Genomic DNA, 14,243 nt, shown 5'->3' with positions numbered 1-14,243 from the left:
GCGCGCATGGCTCAGGGAACCTCGTCCGACGAACCGGCATCGACGCAGGCCGCGGACAGCGCCGACGTCACGCCGTCACCACTTGTTCCCGCCACGCCGCCCATACCCGTCCCCGCCACTCCCCCGCGGTCCGGCGGTTCGTCGCCCGACACCGGGCCCGGCTATGCGATGCGCGTGGCGAACGGGTCGTACGGCTGGTACCACAAGGCCGCCATCAGGGCGCGCCGCAACTTCCGGCTCACCGAGACCCTGCTGCTGCTCGTCTCCGCCTCGATCCCGGTGTCGGCCGTCATCTCGCCCGGGACCGCCGAGGTGCCCGCGATCCTGGGCGGCGTCGTCGTGGTGATCACCGGCCTGCGGTCCGTCTTCCACTGGCAGGACGACTACCTGCGCTTCAGCGAGGCCCGCGAGGCGGTCGAGGCGGAACGCCGCCTCTACTTCACCGGCGCCGAGCCGTACGCCGACCCGGCGACCCGGGACCAGATGCTCGCCGCCAACGTCACCCGCATCGAGCAGCGGGAGATGGGCACGTGGATACAGCTCGCGAGTCCGCGCACGGATGCCACGGGGAACAACGCGCAGTACTGAACTCCGCGGCGCAGCTCAGGACTTGGCCCGGTCGTGATACGACCTTCGCGTGTGTTCGGTGTGCTCCCGCATCAGCTGCGTGGCGCCCTGCTCGTCCCGGTCGGTGATCGCGGCGATCATGCCGCGGTGCTCGATCCAGGACTGCTGCCCGCGCTGACGGGCGACCGGCGTGTAGTACCAGCGCACCCGCCGGTCCACCTGGGCCGCCAGCTCGGCGAGGACCGCGTTGCCCGCCAGCTCCATGATCTTCGCGTGGAAGCGGGCGTTGAGGGCGACGGCCGCGTCGACGTCATCGGCGGCGACGGCCTGCTCGCCCTCCGCGCACAGCTGCTCCAGGGCGGCGATGCCGGCGCTGTCGGCGTGGGCGGCGGCGAGGCGGGCCGCCTCGGCCTCCAGGAGGGTGCGGACGGTGAGGAGCTGGTCGGCCTCCTCCTCCGTCGGCTCGTGCACGAACGCGCCCTGCGCGGGCCGTAGATCGACCCAGCCCTCGGTGTTCAGCCGCTGCAGCGCCTCGCGCACCGGCTGCCGGGACACGCCCAGGTGGCCTGCCAGTTCGCTCTCGACCAGATGCTGGCCGGGCTGGAGGGCACGGGTCGTGATGAGTTCGAGCAGCGCCTCGTAGACGCGGTCGCGCAGCGGGCCGGGCCGTTCGAGCTTGGGCACCGCACCCTGCGGCAGTCCTGTCGACAACATCGGTCCCCTCCTGGGCGCACACCGGGCGACTGCGTCGCGTAGCCGACCGTCACGGAAAGCCGGTATCAATTGTCTTTCGTCTACAGTCTACGGCGCACAAAGGCCAGGGAACCGGGGAGTTGGCCACATCACACCCGCATCAGGGGCAGCGCACGACCTGCCCCGCGTACGACAGGTTGCCGCCGAAGCCGAACAGCAGCACCGGATCCCCGGTCGAGATCCGCCCCTGTTCCACGAGTTTGGACAGCGCCAGCGGAATGCTCGCCGCCGAGGTGTTTCCGGACTCGGACACATCCCGCGCGACCACGGCGTTGACGGCGCCGATCTTCTCGGCGAGGGGCTCGATGATGCGCAGGTTGGCCTGGTGCAGGACGACCCCGGCGAGGTCCGCGGGGGCGAGGCCCGCCCGCTCGCAGGCCCGGCGGGCGATGTTCGGCAGCTGCGTCGTCGCCCAGCGGTAGACGCTCTGCCCCTCCTGCGCGAACCGCGCGGGCTGTCCCTCGATGCGCACCGCGTGCCCCATCTCGGGCACCGAGCCCCACAGCACCGGCCCGATGCCGGCCTCGCCGGACGCCTCCACGACGGCCGCGCCGGCCCCGTCGCCGACCAGCACACAGGTCGTACGGTCGCTCCAGTCGGCCACGTCGGACATCTTGTCGGCGCCGATCACCAGCACGCGGGCCGCGGCCCCCGCCCGTACGGCGTGGTCGGCGGTGGCCAGGGCGTGGGTGAACCCGGCGCAGACGACGTTGATGTCCATCGCGGCGGGCGACGGGATGCCGATGCGGGCCGCGACGCGGGCGGCCATGTTCGGGGAGCGGTCGATGGCGGTGGAGGTGGCGACCAGGACCAGGTCGATGTCGCCGGGCGCGAGGCCCGCCGCCGCGAGCGCCTTGGCGGCGGCGTACGCGGCCAGCTCGTCGACGGGCTCGTCGGGCCCGGCGATGTGGCGCGTACGGATGCCCACCCGGGAGGTGATCCACTCGTCACTGGTGTCGACCATGCCCGCCAGTTCCTCGTTGGTGAGCACCCTGGCGGGCTGATAGTGGCCGACTGCGGCGATGCGCGAGCCGTTCATCGATGGTGATCCCCTCGAACATCGGTAGCGGGATTCACCAGTCTGATCAGTGACTCGCGGGTACGGCTGCAAGTGATGCCACAGGAAACGGGCGCCCGTGTTGTCGCCTTCCATCAGACAATCGGACGCCCGAACATCTCTCGAACGCCTACCCGGTGAACAGCTGCGTCGCTTTCTGTACGAGTTCGTAGAGCCCGTACGCGAGCGGCACCCCCACCCACACCCAGGCGAAGGCGATCAGGCCCCGCCGGCTAGGCGGACTGCTGTCGCTGGACATCTGCGGCCTCCTTCGACGCCGGGGCGGAGGTGGGGGACGGGACGTGGTGGCGGGGGTGGACGGGGCGGACGAGTTCGTTCGCGACGAAGCCGACGGCGAGCAGCCCGATCATGATGAACAGGGACGTCGTGTACAGGGACGAGCCGTCCTTGCCCGCCTCCTCCTGCCGGTCGGCGATCCAGTTCACGATCAGCGGCCCGAGGACGCCGGCCGTGGACCAGGCGGTGAGCAGCCGCCCGTGGATGGCGCCCACCTGGTAGGTGCCGAAGAGGTCCTTCAGATAGGCGGGGATCGTCGCGAAGCCGCCGCCGTAGAAGGAGAGGATCACCAGCGCGCACAGGATGAACAGCGGCTTCGACGAGTCGCCGGCCAGCGCGATCAGCCCGTACATAAGCGCGCCCACGCCCAGGTAGAGGCGGTAGATGTTCCTGCGTCCGATCAGGTCGGAGGCCGACGACCAGCCGATCCGGCCCGCCATGTTGGCGGCGGACAGCAGGGCGACGAAGCCCGCGGCGGCCGACACCGACACCGGTGTCGAGGTGTTCGCGAAGAAGTCCGTGATCATCGGGGCGGCCTTCTCCAGGATGCCGATGCCCGCGGTCACGTTCATGCAGAGCACGATCCACAGGCACCAGAACTGCGGGGTGCGCACGGCGTTGCGGGCGGACACCTGCGGTCCGTCGAACACGCCGGGCCCGTCGCCGACCGGCTTCTCGGTGCGCGGCACGCGGACCAGCAGCACGCCGAGCAGCATGAAGACGGAGTACGACAGTCCGTGCACCAGGAACGCCATCGCGATCCCGGAGCTGTCACTGCCGAACGACTCCAGCATCTGCGCCGACCAGGGCGAGGCGATGAGCGCGCCGCCGCCGAAGCCCATGATGGCGATGCCGGTGGCCATGCCGGGCCGGTCGGGGAACCACTTGATCAGCGTCGAGACCGGGGAGATGTAGCCGATGCCGAGGCCGATCCCGCCGACGAAGCCGTAGCCGAGAACGATCAGCCAGTACTGCTCGGTGGCCGCGCCCAGCGCGGAGAGCAGGAAGCCGGACGAGAAGCAGATCAGGGCGACCGTCATCGCCCAGCGCGGCCCGTTGCGCTCCACCAGCGTGCCGCCGAACGCGGCCGACAGACCGAGCATGACGATGCCGAGCTGGAACGGCAGCGCGCTCTGTGTGCCGCTGAGGCCGAGGGCGGATTCGAGCGGCGGCTTGAACACGCTCCAGGCGTAGGCCTGGCCGATGGACAGATGGACCGACAGAGCGGCGGGCGGAACCAGCCAGCGGCTCCATCCCGGGGGTGCGACCGGTGGACTCATGATCCCGAACGGTAGGGAGCGCGAGGGAAGTTGAGAAGGCGGCACGTCGACCGTATGCGGTGAGCGGTATGCGGCACGCGACGAACGGTCGAACCGTGTCCGGGAAGGCACGGGAAGCTGCGGGTGCGTGCGCGAACCCTTGCTGACCCCCTATCCATACTGTAGACAATATTCCGTCGACAGGATTCGACAGTTCCCTGCTGTCGGACCTCTCCCAGTCACCTCCGCGGTACTCCCTCGACCGAACGGAGCGTTCCGAAGTGAAAGTTGCAGTCCTCGGCGCCGGTGCCATCGGCGCCTACGTCGGAGCCGCGCTCCATCGCGCGGGCGCCGACGTGCACCTCATCGCCCGTGGACCGCATTTGGCGGCCATGAGGCAGCACGGAGTGCGGGTGCTCAGTCCGCGCGGCGACTTCACCGCCCGCGCACATGCGACCGACGACCCGGCCGAAGTCGGTCCGGTCGACTACGTCTTCCTGGGCCTGAAGGCCAACTCGTACGCGGCGTGCGGGCCGCTCATCGAGCCCCTTCTGCACGACACCACGGCGGTCGTGGCCGCCCAGAACGGCATCCCCTGGTGGTACTTCCACCGCCACGGCGGCCCCTACGACGGCCACCGCATCGAAAGTGTGGACCCGGACGGCGCGGTCAGTGCGGTGCTCGCGCCCGAACGGGCCATCGGCTGTGTCGTGTACGCCGCGACCGAGCTCGAAGGGCCCGGTGTCGTACGGCACTTGGAAGGCACCCGGTTCTCCGTCGGCGAGCCCGACCGCAGCGTGTCCAAGCGCTGCCGGGACCTCGGCGAGGCCATGATCGCCGGTGGCCTGAAGTGCCCGGTCGAGCCGAACCTGCGCAACGACATCTGGCTCAAACTGCTCGGCAACATCTCCTTCAACCCGATCAGCGCGCTGGCCCGCGCCACCATGCGGCAGATGTGCCTGCACGGCGGCACCCGCAAGGTCATCGAGATCATGATGACCGAGACGCTCTCGGTCGCCGAGGCCCTCGGCTGCGAGGTCGGCGTCTCCATCGAGCGCCGCCTCGCGGGCGCCGAGCGGGTCGGCGACCACCGCACCTCCACGCTCCAGGACCTGGAGCGCGGCAAGCCGCTCGAACTCGACGTACTCCTCGCGGCGGTCGTCGAGTTGGCGGAGATCACCGGCGTGGAGGTGCCCACCCTGCGCACCGTGCACGCCATCTCGGACCTGCTCGCGCTGAGGAGCGCCGCATGAGGAGCGCCGTATGAGCAAACGCGACCGTACTCCGAAGACGTACACCCGGCTGACGCACCCGCTCGTCCGGGACTCCCGCGACGAGCCGTTCCGGCAGGCGAGCTGGGAGGAGGCGCTGGACCGCGCGGCCCGCGGCCTTGCGGCGGCCCGCGGCGCGTTCGGCATGTTCTCCTGCGCCCGGGCCACCAACGAGATGAACTACGTCGCCCAGAAGTTCGCCCGCGTCGTGATGAGCACCAACAACGTCGACTCCTGCAACCGCACCTGCCACGCGCCCAGCGTGGCAGGCCTGTCGGCGGCCTTCGGCTCGGGCGGGGGCACCTCCTCGTACGAGGAGATCGAGCACACCGACGTCATCGTGATGTGGGGCTCCAACGCCCGCTTCGCGCACCCGATCTTCTTCCAGCACGCGCTGAAGGGGATCAGGAACGGCGCCCGCATGTACGCCGTCGACCCGCGCCGCACCTCCACCGCCGAGTGGGCGGAGAGCTGGCTCGGCCTGAACGTCGGCACCGACATCCCGATGGCGCACGCCATCGGCCGCGAGATCATCCACGCGGGCCTGGCCAACGAGGCGTTCATCGAGCGTGCGACCAGCGGCTTCGAGGAGTACAAGGCGCTCGTCGAGCCGTGGACGCTGTCCCTCGCCGAGAAGGTGACGGGCGTACCGGCCGCCGCCATCCGCGAGCTGGCCCACGCCTACGCCCGCGCCGAGCGCGCGCAGCTGTGCTGGACCCTCGGCATCACCGAGCACCACAACGGCACCGACAACGTGCGCGCGCTGATCAACCTGTCGCTGCTGACCGGGCATGTCGGCCGCTACGGCAGCGGGCTCCAGCCCCTGCGCGGGCAGAACAACGTGCAGGGCGGTGGCGACATGGGCGCCATCCCCAACCGCCTCCCCGGCTTCCAGGACCTCCTCGACCCGGACACCCGCCTGAAGTTCGAGTCGGCCTGGGACACCGTCATCCAGCCCCACTACGGCCTCAACCTCACCGAGATGTTCGAGGCGATGGAGGAGGGCACGCTCAAGGCCGTCTACTGCATCGGGGAGAACCCGGCGCAGTCGGAGGCGGACAGCGAGCAGGCCGTACGGCGGATGCGGCAGCTGGACTTCCTCGTCGTCCAGGACATCTTCCTGACGAGGACGGCCGAGCTGGCGGACGTCATCCTCCCGGCCACCGCCGGCTGGGCAGAGACCGAGGGCACCACCACCAACAGCGAACGACGGGTTCAGCGCGTCCGGCGAGCGGTCACCCCGCCCGGTGAGGCGCGCGAGGACATCGACATCATCTGCGAGCTGGCGGCCAGGCTCGGCCACGAGTGGAAGTACGCCGATTCCGAGGCCGTCTGGAACGAGCTCAGGTCGGTGTCGCCGGACCACTACGGGATGACGTACGAGCGCCTGGAGGAGCACCAGGGCATCCAGTGGCCGTGCCCGAGCACGGAGCAGCTGGAACCGACCTATCTGCACGGGCGGTTGTGGGAGCCGGACCCGGGCCGGCGCGGGATGCCGGCGCCGTTCGGGATCGTCCAGCACGATCCGCCGGTCGACCTCACCGACGAGGAGTTCCCGATCCGGCTCACCACCGGGCGGCGGCTCGACTCGTACAACACCGGTGTCCAGAGCGGGAGTTTCGCCTCCCCGCTGCGGCGTGGCGAGTTCGTGGAGCTGTGCCCGGAGGACGCCGAGCGCTACGGGGTCGTCGTCGGCGAGGAGGTCCGGGTGAGCTCGCGGCGGGGTTCGGTCGTCGCGCCGGTGTGGATCGACACCGCGCTGCGGCCGGGGCTCGCCTTCATGACCATGCACTTTCCCGACGAGGTGGACACCAACCAGCTGACGATCGAGGCGAACTGCCCGATCGCGGGGACGGCGGAGTTCAAGGCCTCGGCGATCCGGATCGAGAAGCTCCCCGTCGCGACCATCGTGAGGTGACATAAGTGGACCTGCACTTCGGCGACAGCAAACCGACGGACGACGAACGGGCCGCCGTCGACGCCCTGCTCGGCCCGCCGGAGTCCTCCTGGGAGGGCGCCGACCGTTCCGACGCGGACCTGAGGTGGGCACGGGGCGGCCGGGAGGCCCGGGACCGCCGCGACCTGCTGCTGCCGGGGCTGCACGCGATCAACGACCGGGTCGGCTGGATCAGCGACGGCGCCCTCGACTACCTGTGCCGGCGGCTGACCGTGCCGCCGGCGGAGGCGTACGGCGTCGCCACCTTCTACGCCATGTTCTCGGTCAAGCCGCGCCCCGCCACCGTGCTCCACGTCTGCACGGACCTCGCGTGCGCGGCCGCCGGGGCGAGCGGGCTGTGCGCCGGGATCGAGTCGCGGCTCGGCCTGGGCAGCGGGGTGAGCGTGCAGCGCAGTCCGTGTCTGGGCCTGTGCGAACGGGCTCCGGCGGCGCTCGCGATCAAGGCCGGGGATCCGGTGCGTACGGCGGTCTCGGCGCCGGCGACGGTGCACGACGCCGTTCTCGCCGCGAGCGCGCCGGACTCGGCGCCCGAGGAGCCGCCGGCGGCGCTGGCGGTTCCCCAGGCGGGCGGCGACGACCTGATCCTGCTGCGCCGGGTCGGAGTCGTCGACCCGTCGTCGCTGGACGACTATCGCGCCCACGGCGGCTACACCGCCCTGCGCCGGGCCTTCGAGCTGGGCCCCGCCGGAGTCATCCGCGAGGTCACCGACTCCGGCCTGGTCGGGCGCGGCGGCGCCGCCTTCCCCACCGGCCGCAAATGGCAGGCCACGGCGTCGCAGCCCGACCATCCCCACTACGTCGTCTGCAACGCGGACGAGTCCGAGCCGGGCACCTTCAAGGACCGCGTGCTCATGGAGGGCGACCCGTACGCGCTGGTCGAGGCCATGACGATCGCGGCGTACGCCACCGGCGCGCACCGGGGATACCTGTACCTGCGCGGCGAGTACCCACGCGCCCTGCACCGTCTGGAACACGCCCTGGCGCAGGCACGCGCGCGTGGACTGCTCGGGGACGACATCCTCGGCCAGGGATACGCCTTCGACATCGAGATCCGCCGGGGGGCGGGGGCGTACATCTGCGGCGAGGAGACGGCTCTCTTCAACTCCATCGAGGGCTACCGCGGCGAGCCGCGCTCGAAGCCGCCGTTCCCGGTGGAGAAGGGCCTGTTCGGCAAGCCTACGGTCGAGAACAACGTGGAGACGCTGGTCAACGTCCTGCCGATCCTGACCATGGGCGCACCGGCGTACGCGGCGATCGGGACGGGGAGGTCCACCGGCCCGAAGCTGTTCTGCGTGTCGGGGAGTGTCGCGCGACCGGGCATCTACGAGCTCCCGTTCGGCGCGACGCTCGGTGAGCTGCTGGAACTGGCCGGGGCGCGGGACGGGCTGCGGGCGGTGCTGCTGGGCGGGGCGGCGGGCGGCTTCGTACGGGCCGACGAGCTGGACATCCCGCTGACCTTCGAGGGCACGCGGGAGGCGGGCACCACACTCGGTTCGGGTGTGGTCATGGCCTTCGACGACACGGTCCCGCTGCCCCGGCTGCTGCTGCGCATCGCCGAGTTCTTCCGCGACGAGTCGTGCGGGCAGTGCGTGCCGTGCCGGGTCGGGACCGTACGGCAGGAGGAGGCGCTGCACCGGATCGTGGAGCGCACGGGCGCGGCGGCCGCCGATGACATCGCCCTGCTCAGGGAGGTCGGCCGCGCGATGCGGGACGCCTCGATCTGCGGTCTGGGGCAGACCGCGTGGAACGCCGTGGAATCCGCCATCGACCGTCTGGGGGCGTACGAATGACCGCGATACCGCTGGGGATCCCTCGCCGGCTGCTGGAGTTCACGATCGACGGGGAGCCGGTGCGCGCTCCTGAGGGCTCGACGATCCTCGACGCGTGCCGGGCCGCCGGAAAGGACGTGCCGACCCTCTGCCAGGGCGACACGCTCACGCCCAAGAACGCCTGCCGGGTGTGCGTGGTCGAGGTGGAGGGGTCCCGCACCCTGGTCCCGGCCTGCTCCCGCAGGGCCGAGCCCGGCATGGAGGTCCGTACCGACACGGAACGGGCTCGTCACAGCCGTAAGGTCGTCCTCGAACTCCTAGCGTCCTCGGTCGACTTGTCGACGACTCCACAAGTCGCCGAATGGATCAAGGAGTACGAGGCGAAACCGGACCGCTTCGGCCCGGACGCGGCCCGCCTCAACGAGGAACCCAAGGTCGACAACGATCTGTACGTGCGCGACTACGACAAGTGCATCCTCTGCTACAAGTGCGTGGACGCGTGCGGCGACCAGTGGCAGAACTCCTTCGCGATCTCCGTCGCCGGCCGCGGCTTCGACGCCCGGATCGCGGTCGAGCACGACGCCCCGCTGACCGACTCGGCGTGCGTGTACTGCGGGAACTGCATCGAGGTGTGCCCGACGGGGGCCCTGTCCTTCAAGTCGGAGTTCGACATGCGGGCGGCCGGCACGTGGGACGAGTCCGCGCAGACGGAGACGACCACCGTGTGCGCGTACTGCGGAGTGGGCTGCAACCTCACGCTCCACGTGCAGGACAATGAAATCGTGAAGGTCACCTCACCGCACGACAACCCGGTGACCCACGGCAACCTCTGCATCAAGGGCCGCTTCGGCTACCAGCACGTACAGAACCGGGGCTGAGACACGACATGGGACGAGTCACGGAACGACGCAAGGTGATCCGCATCCGGGACGGGGCCGTCTCCACGCGCCCGGACACGCTCGTCGCCGAGGAACCGCTGGAGATCAGACTGAACGGCAAGCCGCTCGCGATCACCATGCGCACCCCGGGCGACGACTTCGCGCTGGCGGCGGGATTCCTGGTCAGCGAGGGCGTCCTCGCCGAGCAGGGCGATCTGCAGAACATCGTGTACTGCGCGGGCGCCACGGTGGACGGCTCCAACACGTACAACGTGGTGGACGTGCGGACCGCGCCGGGCGTGCAGATCCCGGACATCACACTCGAACGGAACGTCTACACGACCTCGTCCTGCGGCCTGTGCGGCAAGGCCAGCCTCGACGCGGTCCGCACGACGGCCCGCTGGCCGATAGCCGACACTCCCCCGGTCCGGGTCGAACCCGAACTGCTCGCGAGCCTCCCCGACCGGCTTCGCGCGGCCCAGCGGGTCTTCGACCGGACCGGGGGCCTGCACGCGGCGGCCCTGTTCTCGGAGGACGGCGAGCTGCTGGACATCCGGGAGGACGTGGGCCGGCACAACGCGGTCGACAAGCTGGTCGGGCGCGCCCTTCAGAACGGGGACCTGCCGCTGTCCCGGACGATCCTGCTGGTCTCCGGGCGGGCCAGTTTCGAGCTGGCGCAGAAGGCCGTGATGGCGGGGATCCCGGTGCTCGCGGCGGTCTCGGCGCCCTCGTCGCTCGCGGTGGACCTGGCCGCGGAGACGGGGCTGACGCTGGTGGGCTTCCTGCGGGGCAGCTCCATGAACGTGTACGCGGGCGAACACCGGCTGGCCCTGCGGACCGCGGCCGCCCAGGCCTGACAGGCTCCCCGCGACACGGCGGCGGGGCCCCGACCGGCGGGGAGCGCCCCCTGCGCCGTACAGGGGCCCCGTCTCAGCCCGAGGCTCGCGCAGGACCGTCGCTCAGCTCCGGGTGCCGGAGATCCGGATCAACAGGTCCATGAACCGGTCACGTTCGGCACGTGACAGCGGGGCGAGGAGCGCGTCATTGGCCTCGCGGGCCGCCTTCTCACAGCGCTCCAACAAGCGTGCGCCCCCGTCGGTGAGGGAGACCGCGTTCTTGCGCCGGTCGTTCGGGTCCGGCTCGCGCAGGACGAGGCCGGCCGATTGCAGGTCATTGAGGATCCCGACCAAGTCCTTGGGGTCGAGCCGGACGCTGCGGCCGAGATCCGCCTGCGCCACGGGGGCGAGGTCGCGGACGGCCGAGAGCACCACGTGGTGCCACATCTTCATCCCCTCGGCCGCGAGCGCCTCGGCCACCAGGGAACGCCCCCGCGCTGCCGCTCGGCCGAGCAGCCAGCTGGGGAGGGAGCGGATCGCGGGCAGCGGAGCTTCGGGCATGCCGGCACCCTATCGGCAATTCATTGGACTTCCCCATGACCGACGGCTGGCGTCAGCGCCGCTCAAACCGTTGGTGATCCCAATGATTTCTGGAGGTGCGATGCGCCGCGTCCGCTACGAATCCACCGGCGGTCCCCTGTTCCTGGAGGAGACCCCCGTCCCGGAACCGGGCCCCGGCGAGCTGCTCGTCCGCAGCGAGGCCGTCGGCGTCACGCTCCCCGTGGTCCGCAAGGTCACCGAGACGGCCGAGCCCGTCCCACTCGGCGGCGAGGTCGCGGGCGAGGTCGTGGCCCTGGGTGCCGGAGTCGGCCGCTTCCGCACCGGCGACCGCGTGACCGGCCTGTGCTTCGGACACGGTTACGCCGACTACGCGGTCCTGCGCGAGGACATGGCCTCCCCCATTCCCGACACCGCCACCGCCGTCGACGCGGTCGCCCTCGTCCGCAGCGGCCTGGTGGCGCTCGGCGCCCTGGAAGCCGCCCGGCCGCGGCGCGGGGAGGCGGCACTGATCACCGCGGCGGCGAGCGGGGTCGGACACCTGGCCGTGCAGCTGGCGCGGGTGCGGGGCGCGGGACGGGTCGTGGGCGCCGTCTCCGATCCGGCAAAGGCGGACTTCGTGCGCTCCGTCGGCGCCGACGAGGTGGTCACGTACCGGGACGAGGGCTGGGGGGACCCTGTCGACTACGTCCTCGATGCCGTCGGCGACGACCTGCTGAGCCCGGCCCTCGCGGCGCTCGCGCCGGGCGGGCGGCTCGTGGCCTACAGTTCGGGCGGCGGGACAATCCAGGCATACGACCTTCTTGCAGGCGCCAAGTCCGTCGTCGGATTCCAGATGGCCCGGATCGCTCGGGGCGAGCCGGAGTTGTACGAGCGGTGGCGACGGGAGCTGTGGGAGCTGTTCGAGGAAGGCACCATCAAGCCTGCCGTGCACGGGAAGTTCACTCTGGAGGAGGCCCGCGAGGCCCATGTGGCGGTCGAGACGCGGGCCAACCGAGGGAAAGTAGTACTCCATGCGTGAGTGACACGTGCACGGTTCTTGTGATGTGTGCGATAGCCCAACTAACGTCTGTGATGCGCACTTTGGACGTGGGATGTCCGAATGTTCGGATGCCTGGACGCATGACCAGACGATGAAGGGGCGGGCCGCACCATGCCTTCAAGAGTTCGCGCACGTCTCAGAGCTGCCCTCGTCGCGGCCGTCGCCACCCTCGCGACGGCCGCGACGTTAAGTCCGGCCGAGTCCCAACCGGCCACCAAGACACCGTCGTTCGAGCAGCAGGTCCTCTTCAAGGCGTCCCAGGATCCCGGGTACGCCTGTTTCCGCATTCCGGCGATCGTGAAGTCCAAGGACGGCACGCTGCTGGCGTTCGCCGAAGGGCGCGTGCTCAACTGCGGCGACGCCGCCGACATCGACATCGTGCTCAAGCGGTCGACGGACGGCGGCCGCACCTGGGGGCCGCTCCAGGTCGTCAACGAGGGCGCCGGCGACACGCACGGCAACCCGGCACCCATCGTGGACCGCGAGACCGGCCGCATCCTGCTGGCGGAAACGTACAACACGGGCCGCACGGACAGCGGCAGCTGCGCCGTGCCGTGTGATCGCACCCCTCATCTGCAGTACAGCGACGACGACGGCGCGACCTGGTCGGCGCCGCGCGATCTGAGCGACCAGATACTGCCCAAGGAGTGGAACTCCTGGTACGCCACCGGCCCCGTGCACGGCATCCAGCTCACCAAGGGCACGCACGCCGGCCGGCTCGTCTTCGGGGTCAACACCGAGACCTGGGACGGCAGTCGGGTCAGCGCCAACCACGCCGCGCTCATCGTCAGCGACGACGGCGGCAACACCTGGAAGGTCGGCGCCACCGACTCCTGGCCCATCTCCGCCGACGGCACCTTCCGGCAGAAGCCGTCCGAGGTGACCCTCACCGAGCGCACGGACGGCACGATCCTGATCAGCGGCAGGGAACAGGACGGCACCGATCTCGGCCATCGCAGCCAGACGTACAGCAAGGACGGCGGCTCCACCTTCACCGGCCCGTTCCGCGACATTCCGGACCTCTACACGCCCCAGGTCCAGGGCGCCACGCTCCAACTGGGCAACCGGATGCTGCTGTCCGCCCCCGGCGACCCCGACCGCCGGCGGACCATGATGGTCAGGTCCTCGTACGACGGCGGCGCCACCTGGGACAGCGCGGACCGCGGCAAGGTCGTCACCAAGGACTGGTCGGGCTACTCCGACATGGTGGACGTGGACGCGTCCACGGTGGGCCTCATGTACGAGGGCGGGGCCGTCGACGCGCGCGACGAGATCCGCTTCGCCCGCTTCAACGAGGACTGGCTGGGACCGCGGCGCGGTGCCGATCCGACCACCTTGGACCTCGCCCCGAGCGCACCGCGCGCGACGGTCCTCGGCGGGCCGGAGGTCACGGACGGCGTGCTCGGCAATGCCTTCGAGTTCGACGGCGACAACGACGCCGTACGGCTGCCGTACCGGTCCAGACTCCCGCTCGGCACCGGTGAGTTCACGGTCTCGCTGTTCTTCCGCTACTCCGCAGCCTCCGGCGAACAGCCGTTTTTGTGGATGGGCGGGATCGGCAGCACCCAGCCCCAGATCTGGCTGCGCGGCGAGCCGGACAGCGACCGGGTGCGTGGCCTGATCACCACCCGGGAGGGCTTCGGGACGGTGCGGACGGCGTCCGTGTGGGCCGGGGACGCCCACAACGACGGCGAGTGGCACCACCTCGCGCTGCGGCGCGGCGGTGGCCGGCTGACGTTGTTCGTCGACGGCAGGGCGATCAGCACCACGGACGTGGCCGGTTCGGTCAGCCGTAACTCGCCGTTCGGCGTGCATGTCGGCCAGCGCATGGACAGCAGGGCGTTCCTCACCGGCGCCATCGACGACGTCCACGTGTGGAATCGGGCGCTCGGCGACTCGGAGCTCACAGCCGCGGCACGGGCCCGCACGACCGGCAGGACTTCGGCCACCTCCGACACCGTCCTGTGGCTGCCCATGGACCAAGTGCGCTGAGGCCACT

At 70.7% G+C, this 14,243-nt stretch carries 13 protein-coding genes; 8 read left to right on the top strand and 5 right to left on the bottom strand.

Going from position 1 to position 14,243, the window contains the following annotated elements; genetic code table 11:
* The first annotated feature begins 6 nt into the window (after window positions 1-6).
* Complete coding sequence (locus AB5J55_RS35680; RefSeq protein ID WP_369274575.1) at window positions 7-588, top strand: DUF4231 domain-containing protein; 582 nt, start codon at window positions 7-9, stop codon at window positions 586-588.
* A 15-nt stretch (window positions 589-603) separates the two neighbouring features.
* On the opposite strand, the gene AB5J55_RS35675 is transcribed toward AB5J55_RS35680, so the two are convergent.
* From AB5J55_RS35675 to AB5J55_RS35660, 4 genes are all read right to left on the bottom strand, one after another.
* A complete protein-coding gene (locus tag AB5J55_RS35675; RefSeq protein WP_369274574.1) occupies window positions 604-1,281 on the bottom strand; it encodes a GntR family transcriptional regulator in 678 nt (225 codons plus the stop codon).
* A gap of 139 nt (window positions 1,282-1,420) precedes the next feature.
* The gene (locus tag AB5J55_RS35670; RefSeq protein WP_369274573.1) at window positions 1,421-2,359 is read right to left on the bottom strand and encodes a beta-ketoacyl-ACP synthase III; all 939 of its coding nucleotides are present in this window, start codon (window positions 2,357-2,359) and stop codon (window positions 1,421-1,423) included.
* A 148-nt stretch (window positions 2,360-2,507) separates the two neighbouring features.
* Window positions 2,508-2,636 (bottom strand): hypothetical protein, encoded by a 129-nt coding sequence (locus AB5J55_RS35665; RefSeq protein WP_274245889.1) that lies wholly within the window; start codon window positions 2,634-2,636, stop codon window positions 2,508-2,510.
* Window positions 2,611-3,954 carry an OFA family MFS transporter gene (locus AB5J55_RS35660; RefSeq protein ID WP_369274572.1) on the bottom strand — a complete coding sequence of 448 codons (1,344 nt, stop codon included), beginning with the start codon at window positions 3,952-3,954 and terminating at the stop codon, window positions 2,611-2,613. Before AB5J55_RS35660 ends, AB5J55_RS35665 begins: the two co-directional genes overlap by 26 nt.
* A gap of 260 nt (window positions 3,955-4,214) precedes the next feature.
* Between AB5J55_RS35660 and AB5J55_RS35655 the strand changes: the two genes are divergently transcribed.
* The 5 genes from AB5J55_RS35655 to fdhD are packed head-to-tail and all read left to right on the top strand — an operon-like array spanning window position 4,215 to window position 10,665.
* The gene (locus tag AB5J55_RS35655) at window positions 4,215-5,186 is read left to right on the top strand and encodes a 2-dehydropantoate 2-reductase (RefSeq protein ID WP_369274571.1); all 972 of its coding nucleotides are present in this window, start codon (window positions 4,215-4,217) and stop codon (window positions 5,184-5,186) included.
* A 10-nt stretch (window positions 5,187-5,196) separates the two neighbouring features.
* Entirely contained in the window at window positions 5,197-7,122 is a 1,926-nt protein-coding gene (locus AB5J55_RS35650; RefSeq protein ID WP_369274570.1) for a molybdopterin oxidoreductase family protein, read from the top strand.
* A gap of 5 nt (window positions 7,123-7,127) precedes the next feature.
* Complete coding sequence (locus AB5J55_RS35645; protein ID WP_369274569.1) at window positions 7,128-8,951, top strand: NAD(P)H-dependent oxidoreductase subunit E; 1,824 nt, start codon at window positions 7,128-7,130, stop codon at window positions 8,949-8,951.
* Entirely contained in the window at window positions 8,948-9,808 is an 861-nt protein-coding gene (locus AB5J55_RS35640) for a 2Fe-2S iron-sulfur cluster-binding protein (RefSeq protein WP_369274568.1), read from the top strand. Before AB5J55_RS35645 ends, AB5J55_RS35640 begins: the two co-directional genes overlap by 4 nt.
* Before the next feature lie 8 nt (window positions 9,809-9,816).
* Entirely contained in the window at window positions 9,817-10,665 is an 849-nt protein-coding gene (gene fdhD, locus AB5J55_RS35635; protein WP_369274567.1) for a formate dehydrogenase accessory sulfurtransferase FdhD, read from the top strand.
* 102 nt (window positions 10,666-10,767) lie between these two features.
* Here the strand turns inward: fdhD and AB5J55_RS35630 are convergent, their stop codons facing one another.
* The gene (locus AB5J55_RS35630) at window positions 10,768-11,205 is read right to left on the bottom strand and encodes a MarR family winged helix-turn-helix transcriptional regulator (RefSeq protein WP_369274566.1); all 438 of its coding nucleotides are present in this window, start codon (window positions 11,203-11,205) and stop codon (window positions 10,768-10,770) included.
* 100 nt (window positions 11,206-11,305) lie between these two features.
* Here AB5J55_RS35630 and AB5J55_RS35625 point away from each other — a divergent pair, with 100 nt between their 5' ends.
* Both AB5J55_RS35625 and AB5J55_RS35620 read left to right on the top strand, forming a co-directional pair.
* The gene (locus AB5J55_RS35625) at window positions 11,306-12,223 is read left to right on the top strand and encodes a zinc-binding alcohol dehydrogenase family protein (RefSeq protein WP_369274565.1); all 918 of its coding nucleotides are present in this window, start codon (window positions 11,306-11,308) and stop codon (window positions 12,221-12,223) included.
* 132 nt (window positions 12,224-12,355) lie between these two features.
* Window positions 12,356-14,236, top strand: a complete 1,881-nt coding sequence (locus AB5J55_RS35620; protein ID WP_369274564.1) for an exo-alpha-sialidase — start codon at window positions 12,356-12,358, stop codon at window positions 14,234-14,236.
* Window positions 14,237-14,243: the final 7 nt, after the last annotated feature.

This window comes from Streptomyces sp. R11, assembly GCF_041051905.1.
In the GTDB taxonomy this organism is placed as follows: domain Bacteria; phylum Actinomycetota; class Actinomycetes; order Streptomycetales; family Streptomycetaceae; genus Streptomyces.
Note: the sequence above shows the minus strand (reverse complement) of the source record. Positions and strands in the feature narration are given on the sequence as shown.

What these genes read in the sequence shown, in the direction of transcription:
- AB5J55_RS35660 (WP_369274572.1), bottom strand. Translation starts at nt 3,954, where the DNA reads ATGAGTCCACCGGTCGCACCCCCGGGATGGAGCCGCTGGCTGGTTCCG.
- AB5J55_RS35675 (WP_369274574.1), bottom strand. Translation starts at nt 1,281, where the DNA reads ATGTTGTCGACAGGACTGCCGCAGGGTGCGGTGCCCAAGCTCGAACGG.
- AB5J55_RS35620 (WP_369274564.1), top strand. Translation starts at nt 12,356, where the DNA reads ATGCCTTCAAGAGTTCGCGCACGTCTCAGAGCTGCCCTCGTCGCGGCC.
- AB5J55_RS35680 (WP_369274575.1), top strand. Translation starts at nt 7, where the DNA reads ATGGCTCAGGGAACCTCGTCCGACGAACCGGCATCGACGCAGGCCGCG.
- AB5J55_RS35640 (WP_369274568.1), top strand. Translation starts at nt 8,948, where the DNA reads ATGACCGCGATACCGCTGGGGATCCCTCGCCGGCTGCTGGAGTTCACG.
- fdhD (WP_369274567.1), top strand. Translation starts at nt 9,817, where the DNA reads ATGGGACGAGTCACGGAACGACGCAAGGTGATCCGCATCCGGGACGGG.
- AB5J55_RS35665 (WP_274245889.1), bottom strand. Translation starts at nt 2,636, where the DNA reads ATGTCCAGCGACAGCAGTCCGCCTAGCCGGCGGGGCCTGATCGCCTTC.
- AB5J55_RS35630 (WP_369274566.1), bottom strand. Translation starts at nt 11,205, where the DNA reads ATGCCCGAAGCTCCGCTGCCCGCGATCCGCTCCCTCCCCAGCTGGCTG.
- AB5J55_RS35625 (WP_369274565.1), top strand. Translation starts at nt 11,306, where the DNA reads ATGCGCCGCGTCCGCTACGAATCCACCGGCGGTCCCCTGTTCCTGGAG.
- AB5J55_RS35650 (WP_369274570.1), top strand. Translation starts at nt 5,197, where the DNA reads ATGAGCAAACGCGACCGTACTCCGAAGACGTACACCCGGCTGACGCAC.
- AB5J55_RS35670 (WP_369274573.1), bottom strand. Translation starts at nt 2,359, where the DNA reads ATGAACGGCTCGCGCATCGCCGCAGTCGGCCACTATCAGCCCGCCAGG.